At 39.2% G+C, this 16,625-nt stretch carries 11 protein-coding genes; 4 read left to right on the top strand and 7 right to left on the bottom strand.

Annotated elements, in window-relative coordinates; all coding sequences use genetic code 11:
- The first annotated feature begins 1,591 nt into the window (after positions 1-1,591).
- Positions 1,592-3,160, top strand: a complete 1,569-nt coding sequence (locus tag EA341_RS13050) for an L-serine ammonia-lyase, iron-sulfur-dependent, subunit alpha (RefSeq protein ID WP_293015240.1) — start codon at positions 1,592-1,594, stop codon at positions 3,158-3,160.
- A gap of 363 nt (positions 3,161-3,523) precedes the next feature.
- A complete protein-coding gene (locus EA341_RS13045) occupies positions 3,524-4,624 on the top strand; it encodes an alanine racemase (RefSeq protein WP_293015237.1) in 1,101 nt (366 codons plus the stop codon).
- Positions 4,625-4,715: 91 nt separating this feature from the next.
- Here EA341_RS13045 and EA341_RS13040 read toward each other — a convergent pair whose 3' ends face one another.
- The 6 genes from EA341_RS13040 to EA341_RS13015 all read right to left on the bottom strand — a co-directional run bounded on the left by EA341_RS13040 (position 4,716) and on the right by EA341_RS13015 (position 11,250).
- Positions 4,716-5,180, bottom strand: a complete 465-nt coding sequence (locus tag EA341_RS13040) for a hypothetical protein (protein ID WP_293015234.1) — start codon at positions 5,178-5,180, stop codon at positions 4,716-4,718.
- Between the two features lie 22 nt (positions 5,181-5,202).
- Positions 5,203-6,033 (bottom strand): DUF2490 domain-containing protein, encoded by an 831-nt coding sequence (locus tag EA341_RS13035; RefSeq protein ID WP_293015231.1) that lies wholly within the window; start codon positions 6,031-6,033, stop codon positions 5,203-5,205.
- A gap of 10 nt (positions 6,034-6,043) precedes the next feature.
- Positions 6,044-8,002 (bottom strand): hypothetical protein, encoded by a 1,959-nt coding sequence (locus EA341_RS13030; protein WP_293015229.1) that lies wholly within the window; start codon positions 8,000-8,002, stop codon positions 6,044-6,046.
- Between the two features lie 481 nt (positions 8,003-8,483).
- Positions 8,484-8,807, bottom strand: coding sequence for a hypothetical protein (locus EA341_RS13025; RefSeq protein ID WP_293015227.1), 324 nt, complete (start codon positions 8,805-8,807; stop codon positions 8,484-8,486).
- Positions 8,808-8,906: 99 nt separating this feature from the next.
- On the bottom strand, positions 8,907-10,292 hold the full coding sequence (locus EA341_RS13020) for an arginine decarboxylase (RefSeq protein WP_293015225.1): 1,386 nt from the start codon (positions 10,290-10,292) through the stop codon (positions 8,907-8,909).
- Between the two features lie 472 nt (positions 10,293-10,764).
- Complete coding sequence (locus tag EA341_RS13015) at positions 10,765-11,250, bottom strand: hypothetical protein (RefSeq protein WP_293015223.1); 486 nt, start codon at positions 11,248-11,250, stop codon at positions 10,765-10,767.
- Between the two features lie 314 nt (positions 11,251-11,564).
- Between EA341_RS13015 and EA341_RS13010 the strand changes: the two genes are divergently transcribed.
- Complete coding sequence (locus tag EA341_RS13010; RefSeq protein ID WP_293015221.1) at positions 11,565-12,902, top strand: mechanosensitive ion channel domain-containing protein; 1,338 nt, start codon at positions 11,565-11,567, stop codon at positions 12,900-12,902.
- Positions 12,903-12,961: 59 nt separating this feature from the next.
- Positions 12,962-15,064 (top strand): glycogen debranching protein GlgX, encoded by a 2,103-nt coding sequence (glgX, locus tag EA341_RS13005; RefSeq protein WP_293015212.1) that lies wholly within the window; start codon positions 12,962-12,964, stop codon positions 15,062-15,064.
- Between the two features lie 3 nt (positions 15,065-15,067).
- On the opposite strand, the gene EA341_RS13000 is transcribed toward glgX, so the two are convergent.
- The gene (locus tag EA341_RS13000) at positions 15,068-16,213 is read right to left on the bottom strand and encodes a methionine aminotransferase (RefSeq protein ID WP_293015209.1); all 1,146 of its coding nucleotides are present in this window, start codon (positions 16,211-16,213) and stop codon (positions 15,068-15,070) included.
- Positions 16,214-16,625 lie beyond the last annotated feature (412 nt).

Genomic DNA, 16,625 nt, shown 5'->3' with positions numbered 1-16,625 from the left:
AGCGATCGCCGCGAGAAATAGCTATTTGTCATTGGTACGTAGGAGGAATCTTTTTTATAAGCAGATGCCCTCAGTTAGATTTGTTTTACCTTTTTTCCTAACGATTCAACCCCAGGCTGTCAAAGGGCGGCCCTACAGGCATGATTCTAGTTTTATTAATTTATGATTAGTTGACACATACGACGGGTCAGGTTATTGTCAATTGGGGAATGTTTATACTATGTTACCCTGAAAGGGTAAAACCATGAATAGCCATGGGTAAGGAGCAAGGCTAACCCATCACTGATTGATACCCTGAAGCGCCGCAACTCTTGGATAAATGTAATCCAAAGGCCATTGCACGACCGGGGGATAAGTCTTTACAGGAATCGAGGCTCTTAGGCCGTGAGGGGGTCGAGGTTGATATGAGAGATTTTGAAGAACCTGGGTATTGCAATTGACCTTCACGGTTTTTGGCGAAAAGCCTTCTTCACCATTACCATTTTTGCGGCCAAAAATAAACAATAATCAACCTCCTTTATACCCAGGGCTGCACCCTGGGCTATCATATCACGCCCTTACAGGGCTTTCCAATCCTCTGCCAAATAAAGGCGGTCCTAGACAGTACCTTTCCAATGACGTTGTCCGATGGCTGTGCCTTCGGACCCTTAGTATTGAGCTTTCAGCTTTTTCACCCTCCTCCCTCTGAACTCTCTCAATAGTGAGGATCTTCGCCGCAGTGAGTGTCTCACTCACTGCTTTTCCCTTTCTCCCGCGGATTACGCTGATATACGCAGATTTTGCCCCTTTGGCCGCAGTTCCAGAGTGAAGTCGAAGAATAACTTTAATAAATCGAGACCCCTCGTATATGCATTTCTCCGCCGCAGGGAGTGTCTCCACTTACGGCCCCTAATAGAACTTCATTATTCGAAACCTGTCCGACCTTCAGGTGGATTCATCATTGGATATTCGACATTCAGAATTCTTCATTTTCAATTTTCAATTCTCCACTATTCACTCCTCACTATTTCCCTTCCCTGTTTTTGGCGGAAAGCTTTATCCACAATTAACCTTTTAGCGGCCAAAAAACAAACAGCATTAAACACTTTATACCCCGGGCTGCACCCGGGGCTGTCACATCTAAGCCCTTACAGGGCTTATGGCGAGAAGCTTTATCTGCATATCCTTTAGTTACCCCATCGGGATAAAATATGGGCTATAATTCGTAATTCGATTGATGGTTAAGAGTGCATTCGACTTCACCTTGTCATCCGGCCTGTCAGCCTAAGGCAAAACCGATAAGAAGGGTCTTGGTATTGCTAAATCAAAAATAAAATAAAAGTGATTTAACCTAAAAACATTATTTATTTCACAATCATTTCTCTAAAATAAATTCTCCAAATCCTGATTATCCATGCTATAAATTTTATATTTATGTGTATATCCACAATAATGCATAGGCGAGAACAAGGTCTGTCAATAATATAAGTATTACCCAGCATCATATCCTGATTTCAAAAGTACCTCTGCGCAGCATTTATGACTGAATTGAGCTTAAATATTTACTCAAATTTCAATACCAGTAATTTACCTCCATAAAAATCAAAAAGTTATGAGTTTCCCAAGCATATTCAACGATGTAGTAGGCCCTGTCATGAGAGGCCCATCAAGTTCGCACTGTGCAGCTTCCTTGAGGATTGGCAGGATATGTCATGACCTGATGGGGGGAAGGATATCAGATATACAGATAGATTTTGACCCCAATGGTTCACTGGCAACGACCCATAAAGAACAGGGATCTGATATGGGGCTATTCGGTGGATTTTTGGGTTGGGAAGCCTATGATGAACGTTTGGTAGATTCAGAAATGCATATTGGAGCCGCTGGAATTAAGGTAAACATAGAGATCAAAGACATTCATGCAGATCATCCAAACACGTATCAAATCGGTTTGAAAAACCCTTGGGGAAGTCATGAAATAATTGCCATATCTACAGGTGGTGGCATGATTGAAATCATTGAAATTGATGGGCTCAAAGTATCATTGGAAGGAGATAGCTTTGTCACCTTGATTTACACGACTGAACATCAAGAGGTGAAAAATCACCTGATGCAATTCAATGTGGATGATGATTTTGAAATTCATGCAGAAAATAAGGGTTGCGTCATTCTTACATCCCAGTCATTTTTAGATAAAACTTTACTTGAAGAATTAAAGGCCATCTCTGATGATGTCCAAATCAAACAGATCAAGCCTGTTTTACCTGTTCTTTCAGGAAAGAATCCGAAAATCCCCTTTATCACCTGTGAAGAAATGTTGGCATACAATGCCGATAAGGAATTAAGCTTATGGGAATTGGCTGTTAGGTATGAAAGTATTCGCGGTAATATTTCTGAAGAAGAAGTACTTTCCAAAATGAATGATATCCGCATTATACTCAAAAATGCTATTGAAACCGGTTTAAAAGGGACAGAGTTTGAGGATAGGATCCTAGGTCCACAGTCGGTGAAATTCAAATCCATGATGGAGGGTAAGAAACTCGTAGACGGAGATGTTTTAAACCGTATCATCATGTATGTCTCTGCCATCATGGAGGTCAAGAGTTCCATGGGGGTGATTGTAGCCGCACCAACAGCAGGTTCATGCGGCGCCATGCCAGGGGCAGTTTTGGGTGTAGCTGATGCATTGGGCCTTTCTGAGGATGAAACTGTGAAAGCCTTGATGATTGCAGGCTTGATAGGTGTTTTTATCGCTGCACACTCCACCTTTGCGGCAGAAGTTGGTGGCTGTCAGGCTGAATGCGGATCCGGCTCAACGATGGCTGCTGCTGCGATTGTAAGTTTAGCAGGTGGAAATTTAAAGCAAAGTATTTCCGCTGCCTCTATGGCCCTTCAAAGTTCCTTGGGAATGATTTGTGATCCAATCGGCAACCGAGTTGAGGCTCCTTGTCTGAACAAAAATGTAATGGCTGCTTCAAATGCACTTTCTTGCGCCAATATGGCTTTGGCAGATTATAACCACCTGATTCCTTTGGATGAGGTCATTGAGACCATGTATGAAGTAGGGAAAAGTATTCCCAATACCTTGAGATGCACCAATTTGGGGGGACTCTCTATCACCAAAACTGCAAAGGAAATTGAAGCCAAACTGGTACAAAAACAGTTTTATAAAAGCTGTTAGAAAGTGGGTGATGAATCGATGCTATGATCTGAAGGTTGTTAATTGTTAAATGTTAAATCCGCCGCGGCGGACAAGTAGTTAATTGTTAAAATGTGGGGCAGAGTGACTTTTGGGGTCGTTTAATGATTTGACGACCTGACTGCCGTAGGTAGGGCTGATGAATTGATGAACAGGGAAAGAGTGGATTGCCGATAATTTAAAATGAATAATTGAAAATTGAGGATCCTACTAGGAAGGTTTAGGGGTGATTTGGAGGAGATTAACCCTTAAAATTTTTCTCCCATCAGACACAATATAGTTTTAACTCTATGCTTTCTTTCTTATTTTTCATTTTTACTAACACAAACCCACAAATATCAACGCATGTCCTACCTTGAAAAGATCACTTCTCCTACCCTTTTGTTGAATGAAAAAATCTGCCGGAATAACCTTAAAAACATGGCAAGTAAAGCTCATAAGCAAGGAAAGGAACTTGTCCCTCACTTCAAAACTGCACAATCCCAGCAAGTAGGTGAATGGGCAAAGGAGTATGGCATCAAGGAAATCACAGTTTCTTCTATCAGGATGGCCTCTTATTTCTGTGGGCAGGGTTGGGAAAACATACATATTGCATTCCCCTTCAACCCTTTAGAATCTGGAACACTAAACAACCTAGCCAAAAACCAGGCACTTTCCGTTCAATTGATCAATGAAGCTGTCACAGAAAAACTGGTCGATGCTCTGGAGCATCCCGTTGGTTTTTTCATAGAAATAGATGCAGGATATGGTCGCACAGGTGTAGAAGTTTCTGACTTTGGCTTGATGGAATCTATATTCCGTATTGCCAAAAAAACAGATAAGTTGCGGTTTAAGGGTTTTTATATCCATCCGGGACACACCTATTACACCGTGGACAAACATAAAATATACGAAGAAAGCATCGCAGCACTCAGCATGCTTAAAAATAAATACAGCACTGAATACCCCAACCTGATTACGCGTGTAGGTGATACTCCAGGCTGTGCTGTAGTTGATGACTTTGGTGATGTGGATCAGATTGGACCTGGGAATTTTGTCTTTTATGATATGATGCAGGTCAACCTGGGTTCCTGCCAAAAAGAAGATGTAGCGGTAGCTTTGGCGGTGCCTGTAGTGGATATCAAAAAGCACAGGAATGAAATTCTTATCCATGGCGGTGGTGTACATTTGGCCAAAGATGTATTGGCTGAGCCAGATGGCAGTAAAAACTTTGGCGAGATCGTTTACCTGGATAAAGATGGATGGAAAATGACAGGTCAACGTTCTTATGTCAAAAGCATTTCCCAGGAGCATGGACTGATACAGGCCTCTGATGAGTTACTTTCAAAAGTCAAGGTAGGGGATTTGATCGGTATTCTACCGATCCATAGCTGTATGACAGCTGACTGCATGAAAAGCTACATGACCTTGGACGGAAAATGGGTGGACCACACGGAAGGAGCCTAATAAAAAACCTACCAGTATCATATTATCTTTTACAAGATAAAATCCCTCCAGAAGAATTTCTCAAAGCTGTCCAAATAAGAGGACAGCTTTTTTAATTTACAAAATATAGAATACTCAATTTAAACAAGAGATCATTCCTTCCCAGCTGATATCTGACTTCCGGATTTAAACCTATCTCATCATTTAATTTGATCATGCTTCCTCCACCAAGATTAAGCGAGTTGAAAGATTCTCTTCCAATGGGGTTGAACTCATATACTCTAGTGTAATGCCCATAACCCACGGTTGTATACCACTGTCTCTCCTTCTCAGTAAAATAATACCTCGCATTGAGATCAAAACCTCTGGCATTGCCTGTTGCCGGTGTAAAAAAAGTAAATGACGGTGCTATCGAAAAATAATTCAATGGGAAATATTCCCCTGTAAAATTAATACCAAAGAACCCTTTATCAATGCCCATTTCATAGCCATGCATAGCTCTGAATTGTTCTTTGTACTGTCCAAATGAGGAGAATGATATCAGTATAAAAGCTAATACAAGTAGTATCTTATTCATCTTTGAAATTTAATAGGGTTCATTAAAATGCAAAATCCCTGGTCAGAGGTCTTCTTCTTTCTCTAAAATCTATGGTATACATCACATTCAATCTGATGATATGCCTGTCTCTATAGGTTCCCGGAATGTTTGTAGGACCATAAGTCCACATATGTCCTCCAAAAAACATATAGTTGTTATAAGTATATCCGACTGCGGTATAGACCCTGTTTTCTTCAAAAATATTCCAGGTTTGTCTGTTGGTTTGAAAGAAAAACTCATTGGAAGGAGCAATAAAAAAGGTGTTGTTCTCCATTCTTGATTTATTAAGGGGAACATAAGCGGTGATCTTGTACCTCCACCTGTCTTTGTACTCATATTCAGACCCTACCCGGTTGTCCCGTTGAAACCTATGCTCAAAACGGAACTGATGCAGGATTTTCACCGAACCAACACTTTGGGTCAAAAGCCATTGATGCCATAAACGTGTATCGAATACCGAATCTACAAATTCCGGATTCCCTCTATCCGGAGAAAACTGCCAAACAAGGGTAGGTCCAAATGTCACTTCGAAGTTGTCAGTAAACATATAAGTAAAACCAAACCTGTTGTACAATTGGCTCATCCTACCTACAAAATCCCAATTGTTATTGACACTGTTTCTTCTCCGATAATGATTTTCCTGATACCACCACCATTTATCTGACATCCTCAATTTCAAGTATAGTCCATTCCAATTTTCTGTTGTGGTAGGCAGGTTGACTTTCTCCGTGGGGGCAACAATAGGATCAAGACTTTGCGAGTAGGCCTTTTCAATGAAGCAAAGCATGAAAGCAATTACCGCAAAGCCTTTTGTTAAATTTTTAAAACTCATTTATTCAATCTTATAATTCCAACAATGACTCAATTCTACTGACGGATAGCCTTCTATTGATCCTTCTTTCTTCTCTTCGGGTATCTGCTTCGCGCAGCTCACCCATTCTCTCGAAGAACCTATCTATTTTCGATACCCAATTTTTGATTTCAGTATAGTCTGTTTCCTTTTTCAACTCTTCAATATAATGTTCAAAAACAATTTCAGCACTTTCATAAAGCCTTGCCTTGGCCCTTTGGTCATACCTGGTATAGGTGAAAGGATTGAAGATCTCTTCCATATAGAGTTCATCTAAGCGTTGAGCACGTGCACTGATCTCACTCAAAGCATCATACTGACCTTCCATTTCATCAAGAAGATCCAACATCACCCTTGCGGTTTCCTTCTTCTCATCAAAATTCTCTTCCTTGGCATACTTTTCATTCAATTGATCGAAATTGGTTTCAAGGATATTATCATGAACAGCCTGCAGGATTTCCTTTGTCATCTTATCATGATCCTCGTCCTCGATAAACTTCTCTTCAAGCTCATCCTTTCTTTCCCTTATTTGCCCTTCGATTCCCCTGAGGTCATCATCCCTTTCGATTCTGGTCAAAGAATTATCCACATAGGACTTTACCGATGAAGTTTTTTCATTGATCTGGGAAATGTAATCGGATAGTGCAGTGTAAAAGCTCTCTTCTATATTACCTACATTATACTCCAATTCTTTGGTGTAGGTACTGTCCTCAAAAGTATACTCAATCTCATCTTTCTCACGAAGGAAAGGCAGTTTTTCGCTAGCCAAATATTGAAGATCGTAATATTGAATCTCTTTGGTACGGAATAAATTTATAAGCTCATTGAACTCTGCCAGTTTTTCAATTTGAAATTGGAAAAAATCATAAGCATAAGAAAGAGAATCCGATTTCTGTCTGTTTAACCTCAAGGCATTCCTTTCAGCATAATCCCGCACTGTATTCTGAAGTGCATCAAATTTTTCAGGAAGCTCTTCCACAATCCTTTGCTCACTCCTACTCAATTCAAAGACAAACCTTCTCGTATGAACAGGAAAATCAATCAATTCACCCCTTTGATTTACAAATTGGGCATCATAGCGAAGAATATTGGTCAAAAATTCGGTGATAAATTGATTACCGGATTTTTGAACAGCAAATTGATCAGATCCTGACAAAAACCCATCATTAAATTGAATCCCAAACCTGTCCTCCGAAATACGGAAACCTTTATTTTCTTCAGCATTCACTGCATTGAGCTTTCTGATGGTTTGGTAGAAAACGGATTCTTGAATCATTGCATCAGTCTCAAGGTTTCTTTTTACTACACCTAACAAAAATCCATTTTCATATTTTCTTACTTCTGAGATTAAAATCCCATCCTCTCGGTAGACGAAGGACCATTCTCCATTCATGTAACCTTCTTTGTTGAGCTCGCCCCTGATAAAGTGAGTTTTACCCTCTACGAAAGACTTGTACTGAAACTTACCTTGAATGTCTCCATTATTGAACCTGAAATCATCGGCTTGAGACTTAGGTGAGAGTCTTCCATCTACATACTCGTTTTCCAAAAACACCCACTTCCCATGCGGAACGCCATCTTTGTATTCAGCTGTTAAAAGTATTTGTTCACTCCTGAGGTCATAATCAAGATTGAATTCCACTACATCTTCTAATTGAACCCTGTGGACTTCATCCTGATATTCCCATTTCCCGGTTTTGAGATCCTGTTCATAAACGCCATAAACCTCTGTTTTATAGAAAATCGTTTTATCCTCTATATCTCTTTCTTTTCGTATGAACTTGAACTCACCTTGCTTGATAATGGCATCACCTTCTCCTTTCATGAATTCAAAAGTCCCTATACCTTTCAATCCTGTAAAAGTGTATTCTCCATCATAGGTTTCTGTCTGCTGTGCTGACACAAAAAATGAAATTGAATAGAGAAGTGTAAACCAAAATATTTTTTTCATATGTCTTTTATTGTTATTCATTGGTCATTACCTAACCTAAACCCTCGGGCAATTGGCCATACAGGAGATCTGGATAGAATTCCTGCCTGCCAAAGACAAGTCGCAGAATGGTTAATCATTCCGGTGTATAAGGTACTCCTAAAACCCATCTACCAAGGCCAGGCTCGATTTCATGTAATTAATTTTTTTTTTTAGTAGCCAAAATTGCCCCAATTTTAAAGAGAAGTAAGTCTTTTGTCTTCCTTCACAGCGGATAGGCCTACTAAAAGCAATGGCTTCAGTAACACGTTTTTTTTCTGTTCAATTTCAATTAATCATTATTCAAGATGAATTATTCAGGTGAATGTTAAACTTCAGATTTAAATTTTGTAATGAGCCTATTCTCAAATTTTATTTTTTATTCTTACAAAAACAAAAATGCAAATTACGAAATAAATTATCTAAAATGGCCTAAGCACCTTATAAAGGGTTTAATCTGTAGTTAAGTTTTCTTAAAACTAACCCATAATGTCACATAACCTTTTTTTCCAATCTGTGACTCTGTTGGCAAAACTCCATGGGATTGTTCAACAATAAACACCTCTACCCTATTTTGATTTTTAGATAATGCATGTGCTTTCAAATCTTTTTCTGCATCTATCAGAATTTTTTCTGCCCTGTCATAAATATCATTTCCTTCCTTTTGGAATACCAAGACGTTAGATAGATCTTCTGGCTTTTCTTTTAAATACACAAACTTTACCTCATTCTGAATTGGAAGAATCCAAAGGGAAAATGAAATAAATAGACTTAAAAGAGAAACCATTGTAGTTTAATTCAAAACAAGATGACCTTATAATATACTTTTCTACATCAATTTGGTTCAAAAAAAAGCCTGATTCGAAATAAATCAGGGCTATTTTTTTTAATATCCTAGGGTCTTCATCATGCTTTCTGAATTTTGTTCAGGAGCAAACAACCAGTGCTTGATGCTTCCATTTGTATCCCTATCGATGATCACATGCTTAGGGGCAGGTATCAGACAGTGCTGTATTCCTCCATAACCACCAAGTGACTCTTGATAGGCTCCGGTGTGGAAAAAACCAATGTATTGCTTTTTCTTTTCGACTTTTGGAAGGTAAATATTATATTGATGTGCTTCTGAGTTGTAATAATCCATACTGTCACATGTAAGTCCACCTAGGTTGATGTTATGATATTCTTCATCCCAGTTATTGACTGCCAACATGATATACTTTTGGTTCAATCCCCAGCTGTCTGGTAGTTGGGTAATAAAACTACCATCGATCATATACCACAATTCCTTGTCATTCTGTAGTTTTTCGTCCAGAATAGAATAGAGCACAGCACCACTCTCTCCTACTGTATAACTCCCAAATTCAGTGAATATATTAGGTTCTTGGGTATGGTTTTTGGCACACATCCATTTGATATTTTTGACGATCTGTTCAGCCATATACTGGTAATCATAGTCAAAAAACACATTGGTCTTGATAGGCCATCCCCCTCCAATATCCATGGTATCCAAGGATGGGGCGATTTTTTTAAGGTCTACATATTTTTGTATAAACCTTGTTAGTTCAGACCAGTAATATGCCGTATCTCTAATACCTGAATTCAGGAAAAAGTGTAGCATCTTCAGGCTTACATTAGGATTGTCCTTGATTTTTTCCTCATAAAGCTTGATGATATCGTTGTACCTCACCCCAAGCCTCGAGGTATAAAATCCGAATTTGGGTTCCTCATCTGCTGCAATCCTGATACCTACCTGAAAAGGCACTTTGACATGCTCCAAGTAATAATCGATTTCACTTAGGTTATCTAACACAGGCACACAGTTGACAAAACCATCATTGAGCAATTCAGTAATGTACTGCTTGTACAACTCTCTTTTGAAGCCATTACATACAATATAGGTCTCCTTGGTGATTTTTCCGTTTTCATAAAGGTTGCGGACCAAAGGAATATCAAAGGTAGAAGAGGTCTCGATATGAATATCATTTTTCAAAGCTTCGTCCAAGACAAAGCTAAAATGAGATGACTTGGTACAGTAACAGTAGGTATACTTTCCCTTGTAATCATGCTTTTGAATGGCATTCCCAAAATAGGTCTTGGCATTCTGAATATTTTCGGAAATTTTGGGTAAGTAAGTGAGCTTCAGAGGAGTGCCGTATTCTTCGATGATTTCCATCAAATTGACTCCATTGAAGTGTAACTCGTTTTTGTCTACATGAAATTCTTTGGTGGGAAAATCAAAAGTCTGCTGTATAAGATCAATATATTTATTCATTTCAATTGTTAGGGTTATCGCATAAAAAACCAACTACAAAATTTGCTTTTAATATTGGTAATTCAAACCAAAACAGGGAAAATCCATTTTAATCTAACCCTGAACGGTAAGTATTAAATGAAAATGTATATGTTCGTATTAAAACCATTAACTAGTTTAAAAATGATTTTTTCTCACTGAAGTATTGAATGATATTAGTTATGCCACAGCTGAAAAGTTAATTTTCAATTTCAATAAATATGTCTACCAGTGGGGTGTTATCACTTGTTTAAAATAATCTGATTATCCGCAATTACACCAATAGCCAATTAAACCAGATTTTAGTAGCAACCAGACATTAAGTAGATACCTGCCTGCCGCAAGTTGGATCCGCCAAGGCGGACAAGTTATTCATTGATATCGGCTTAAAATCATTGGTTAATTCTATTATTTAGATTCTATTGGTATAAAAGCAGATATACATATAATAAATTCAAGACATAAGCTTCTTGGTCAAAAAATGCTGTGCTGACTCAAATGCCCTTTGATTGGCTATAACCTTCTTGAGTACCTTTTTGAACCTCACCTCTTCTTTTAGAAAAGCTGAAATCCTATTTGTGAAGTCTATAGCCTTTTCTTCGTCTTCAAGGTAATATTTGAAACTATACTGATTTTGATCCTTAGTAAAATCAATGATTATACCTTGAGGCTGCCCCAAAGCCAAAAACCCATTCAGAATTGGCTTTAATCCTTTAAAATCTCCTGATAATTCCAAATAAACCACCCTGAATTTTTTATTTGTTTCAGGGAAATTCGGGAAATCAAAAGCTCCCTGCCCCTTCAGTTCAAAGATGTCACTCTCACTTAGTAACTGCATCAAACCATTTCCCCCTTTGGACTGATTATCAGGTTTTGAAACTTTATGAAATGCGAAAATTTCTTGATGCTGGGATGAATAGGTGGATGCTGACTGTACCATGTTATGGAATTTTAATTATGTAATGATGCCTAATGCCGTATTGATTTTGCGATCCTCACAACATTATGCTGTAAAAATAAAACGGTATTTTATATTTTCCTAAATACCCTATATATTTAATAGGGTAATAATTTAAATATTATATCTACATCAGTAAGTTATGGATAAGCGGTTATATCGGACAACATGTAAAGTAAACCCCATATTTATGTCCTAATATATCTAGAGACAATCACTATAACCCTGACTGTCTTGGCTGACGGGAATTTTAATCCGATATTTGCAGGCTGAAAAGAAATCAAGACAAGTAGAAAATGGAAGAACAAAATCACTATTACCTGATGGATTTACTGGAAGAATGGGTAGAACGTATGCTGCTGGAGTCAGGTGTAGGTCATGAAACTGAGATTTACCTCAGGCTACTGATTTTGCTATTTGGAACATTGTTCGTTGCAGGCTTGGTGTATCTTATCACCAAAAAAATTATCATTTATTACATCTACAAGGCCTTCCGAAAATCCCCTATTTCTTGGGATGATGTGTTGGCGGACCATCAGGTATTCAATCATGTGGCCCATCTTCTTCCCGCATTGCTTATAAGGGAACTGACACAAAGTATTTTTAGGGATTTTGAGTATTGGAGTCCCATAGTCATCAAAATTACTGATACCTACCTTGCCATAGTGACCCTGCTTTTGGTTTTTGCTTTTTTGAAAGTGATTGAATTTGGACTTTCCAAAAAAGATGCCTTGCAGGACAAACCACTGACCAGCTATTTCCAGCTGATACGGATCATCCTATACATTGCTACAGGAATCATGATCCTTTCCATTATCATGGGCCGTTCCCCTATTTACTTCCTGAGTGCATTTGGAGCCATGACAGCTATCCTTATGTTGGTTTTCAAGGATACCATTTTGGGGTTGGTAGCAAGTGTACAGATGTCCTCTAATGATATGGTGCGTGTAGGTGACTGGGTAGAAATGCCCAATTTCAATGCAGATGGAGATGTAGTGGCGATGAACCTCAATACTGTGAAAGTCCAGAATTTTGACAAGACGATTACTACCATTCCTACCTATTATTTTATCACCAACAGTTTCAAAAACTGGAGGGGTATGGTGGAAAGTGGTGGCAGAAGAATAAAGCGATCAATATTTATCAACAGTCAGACAGTAAAGTTTGTAGACCCAGAGAGCCGGGAATACTACAAGCGTTTTCATCTTTTGAAAGATTTTATCGCCGATAGGCAAAAAGAAATTGAAAATCACAACAAATCCCTTGGATTGGATGAAAACGTACTGATCAATGGCAGAAGGATGACCAACATCGGTGTCTTTCGGTTCTATTTGGACGCCTATTTAAAAAACCATCCCAATATCCGTCAGGATATGACCATTATGGTCCGACAGATGCCTGTAGGTGATGATGGTATTCCCATGGAGATTTATTGCTTCACCAATACCACCTCATGGTCGGAATATGAAGCCATACAATCTGATATTTTTGACCATATACTTGCCTCAGTGAAGTTCTTCGACCTTGAAATCTTCCAAGAGCCAACTGGTAATGACTTTATAAGGGCCGCAGAAAAGTTTAAAGAATTGTCCAAGAAAAAGAAGGAGAAACTGGATATGGAAGGGGTGAATTGATTCAATAAATCCTTTTAACTTGCATCCATTCACAGCCTATTAATGCCAATTGGCAATCTATGCAGCAAAAAGAACCAAAATCACCGAAACAAAAATTCAAAACGCAAGCAGGACAAAGTTTCCCTATAGGTCCCAGTTTGACCCGGAAAGGAGTCAATTTCTGTATATTTTCCAAACATGCCACCTTGGTGGAATTACTCATTTTTGAATCTACCAATGACCTATTTCCGACAGAGATATATTCACTCGACCCCAATACCAATAAAACCTACCATTATTGGCATATATTTTTAGAGGGCGCCTACGAAGGCCTGATTTACGGATACAGGATCCATGGACCTTATGAACCTCATAAAGGCCATAGGTTCGATGCTTCCAAGGTGATTTTGGATCCCTATGCAAAAGCCATAGTGTTTCCCAAAAAATTCAGTAGAAAAGCCCTTTCCAAACTAGGAGAAGGCGGGCTTCCTTCACTTAAAAATGTGATTGCTGACCTATCCAATTACGATTGGGAAAATGACGAACATCCCCGCACACCATTTTCGCGTACAGTAATTTATGAACTGCATGTCGGCGGGATGACCAAACACCCTTCCTCTGGTGTTTCAGAGGATAAAAAAGGCACTTTTCTGGGCCTGATTGAAAAAATACCCTATCTACAGGAGTTGGGCGTAACAGCTGTGGAATTGCTTCCAGTGTTTCAGTTCGACAAACAGGATGCGCCTGATGGTCTTACCAATTATTGGGGTTATAGCCCCATATCTTTTTTTGCACCGCATCAAAGCTATAGTACCCAACCCAATTCACTTGCTGTATTGGATGAGTTCAGGGATATGGTCAAGGCCCTCCATCAGGCAGGTATTGAAGTGATTCTGGACGTGGTGTACAACCATTCAGGAGAAAACAAAGCAAATGGACCTACCTACAGTTTCCGTGGTATTGATAATAGTGTTTATTACTTATTGGAAGAACACGATAAGTCTGTGTACAAAAATTACTCAGGAACCGGAAATACATTAAATGCCAATGCATCTGTTGTCAGAAGGATGATCATTTCAAGTCTGCATTTCTGGGTCAGAGACATGCACGTGGATGGTTTCAGGTTTGACCTAGCCTCTATCCTTTCCAGAAATGAAAAAGGCGAGCCATTAGAAAATCCACCCATTCTTTGGGACATAGAGTCGGATCCAATTCTAGCGGGTACTAAGTTGATTGCTGAAGCCTGGGATGCAGCCGGACTTTATCAGGTGGGTAATTTTGTGGGAGATTCGTGGAAAGAATGGAATGGGAAATTCAGGGATGATGTCAGAAGTTTTCTCAGGGGTGACCAAGGAAAAGTAAGCAGTTTTGTAACACGAATCATCGGTAGCCCTGACCTTTATGGAGCAAAAAACCGGGAAGCTGAGCAGAGCATCAATTTCATCACCTGTCATGATGGCTTTACCCTGATGGATTTGGTGTCCTACAATAAGAAACACAACGCAGCCAATAAAGAAGACAACAGGGATGGGCATAATGACAACCTGAGTTGGAATTTTGGAGTAGAGGGCCCAACAGATGACCCCGACATAATAAAACTTAGGAATAGGCAGGTCAAAAATTTCCATGCCATCAACATGCTTTCTCTTGGGGCACCCATGCTACTAATGGGCGATGAAATGGGGCACTCCCAAAATGGCAATAACAATGCTTATTGTCAGGATAACGAACTGACTTGGATAGACTGGTCCTTGTTGGAACACAGTAAAGACCTATTCCGCTTCGTGAAAATCCTGATCCAAAAGAAGCTCAAAAGAGAAAATGCCCAGGCGGGATTCAACATGAACCTATCTGAATTTCTTAGCCAATCCCAGATCAATTGGCATGGGGTTGAATTGGAAAAACCAGACTGGTCCCAAAAGTCGCGTCATATTGCCATGACCATTTCTTCTATCAGTAGAAAAGTGGCTATGCATTACATGGTCAATGCAAATCCTCATCCATTGGAATTCGAATTACCATCTGTAATCAACGGGAAAAATATTACTTGGAAAAGGTGGTTAGATACCTCGTTGGATAGCCCCGATGACATATGTCTGTGGGCAGAAGCAGTACCAGTCCTTGAGAAAAGTTATACCATTCCTGCCCATACCATTGCGATCTTGATGTGTAATATTAGATAATAGTTAAAAAATCCCCTTCTGAAGCAATTCCAAAGCTTGTTCGAGCACTTTATCCTCTTTTGCAAAGCAAAACCTCAGTATCTTATGGTCCTTTTGGTCATGGTAAAATACAGAAGTAGGAATACTGGCCACCCCTATTTCCTTGGTCATCCTTACCGCCAAGTCAAAATCAGATTCTTGGGAAAGATGGCCATAGGATACACATTGAAAAAAACTTCCCTCAGTAGGCGTGAAAGAGAATCCGGTATGACTTAACCCTTCACAAAACAAGTCTCTCTTTTCCTGGTAAAACTTATTTAAGTACAAATACCTTGAAGGGTCTTCCATATAGTCCGCCAATGCATATTGCATTGGAGTTACAGTACTAAAGGTTAAAAACTGATGAATTTTTCTAAATTCTTTGCTCAATGCTTTTGGAGCCAAACAATACCCGATTTTCCATCCGGTAACATGAAAGGTTTTCCCCAAGGAACCACATGCGAAGGTGCGCGCCTTCAATTCTGGGTGGGAAAATAGTGGAATATGCTTTTTCCCTTCAAAAACAATATGTTCATATACATCATCACTGATAATATAAATATCCTTATCCCTGATCAAATCCGCTAAAGTATCCAAGTCTTCCTGTGTCCAAACGTATCCGCCAGGATTATGGGGCGTATTCACCATAATCAACCTTGTCTTGGAACTAATGGCATCAGATACCTTATTCCAATCCACGGAAAAGTCAGGGACATTCAATGAAACATAAACAGGCACTCCCCCATTGAGTCGGACTGCAGGTTCGTAGCAATCATAGGCTGGTTCAAGCAAAATCACTTCATCACCTTGCCTTACCACTGCAGTGATGGACGCAAAAAGCGCTTCTGTTGCACCTGAAACTACTGTTACTTCTGTCTCAGCATCATACTCTACGTCATAGACATTGCTGGTTTTTTCTGCCAATCGCTGTTTGAGTGCTGGTACACCGGCCATTGGCGCGTATTGATTGTGTGCAGTATTCATGTATTTGGTGACCAAATCCTGTAAATAGGGAAAGCAATCAAAGCCTGGAAAACCCTGAGAAAGGTTGATGGCTTTGTAGTCTGTCGCCATTTGGGACATGGTGGTAAATATGGTCGTTCCGACTTGGGGAAGTTTGGATTGTAGCATCAGGTTTGCAATAGGTTTAAAAGAATTGTAAGGTAATTAAAGTGGAAGATTCCTCAAAGTCAGCAGTCTGGTATTGTTGATGGTTTTTTGGTGGCTTGATTAATCGATTCATTGACGAATTGATTAACTGATCAGAAGATTGTTAAAGGTTAAAGAGTTAAAGGTTAAAATGTGAGGCAAATGAACTTTTAACTGATTGATGATGAACTGATAGAAAGAATGTTAAAGGTTAAAATGTTAAAGGTTAAGTGTGAGGGCAAATGAACTTTTAATCATTAATATTTAACTTGTCGTTGATGAATTGATTAACTATATCCAGATGGTCAAGAGTGCTTTCGACTTCACTTTGTCATTCCGACGCAGGAGGAATCTTTTCGTGAATTGTTTAATTAATGAACTGGAAGTTGTTAAG

The organism is Mongoliibacter sp. (assembly GCF_007692705.1).
GTDB lineage: Bacteria > Bacteroidota > Bacteroidia > Cytophagales > Cyclobacteriaceae > Mongoliibacter.
Note: the sequence above shows the minus strand (reverse complement) of the source record. Positions and strands in the feature narration are given on the sequence as shown.

Excerpts from the sequence above, each read along its gene's own strand:
- EA341_RS13050 (WP_293015240.1), top strand. The coding sequence starts at position 1,592 with ATGAGTTTCCCAAGCATATTCAACGATGTAGTAGGCCCTGTCATGAGA.
- EA341_RS13045 (WP_293015237.1), top strand. The coding sequence starts at position 3,524 with ATGTCCTACCTTGAAAAGATCACTTCTCCTACCCTTTTGTTGAATGAA.
- EA341_RS13040 (WP_293015234.1), bottom strand. The coding sequence starts at position 5,180 with ATGAATAAGATACTACTTGTATTAGCTTTTATACTGATATCATTCTCC.
- EA341_RS13035 (WP_293015231.1), bottom strand. The coding sequence starts at position 6,033 with ATGAGTTTTAAAAATTTAACAAAAGGCTTTGCGGTAATTGCTTTCATG.
- EA341_RS13030 (WP_293015229.1), bottom strand. The coding sequence starts at position 8,002 with ATGAAAAAAATATTTTGGTTTACACTTCTCTATTCAATTTCATTTTTT.
- EA341_RS13025 (WP_293015227.1), bottom strand. The coding sequence starts at position 8,807 with ATGGTTTCTCTTTTAAGTCTATTTATTTCATTTTCCCTTTGGATTCTT.
- EA341_RS13020 (WP_293015225.1), bottom strand. The coding sequence starts at position 10,292 with ATGAATAAATATATTGATCTTATACAGCAGACTTTTGATTTTCCCACC.
- EA341_RS13015 (WP_293015223.1), bottom strand. The coding sequence starts at position 11,250 with ATGGTACAGTCAGCATCCACCTATTCATCCCAGCATCAAGAAATTTTC.
- EA341_RS13010 (WP_293015221.1), top strand. The coding sequence starts at position 11,565 with ATGGAAGAACAAAATCACTATTACCTGATGGATTTACTGGAAGAATGG.
- glgX (WP_293015212.1), top strand. The coding sequence starts at position 12,962 with ATGCAGCAAAAAGAACCAAAATCACCGAAACAAAAATTCAAAACGCAA.
- EA341_RS13000 (WP_293015209.1), bottom strand. The coding sequence starts at position 16,213 with ATGCTACAATCCAAACTTCCCCAAGTCGGAACGACCATATTTACCACC.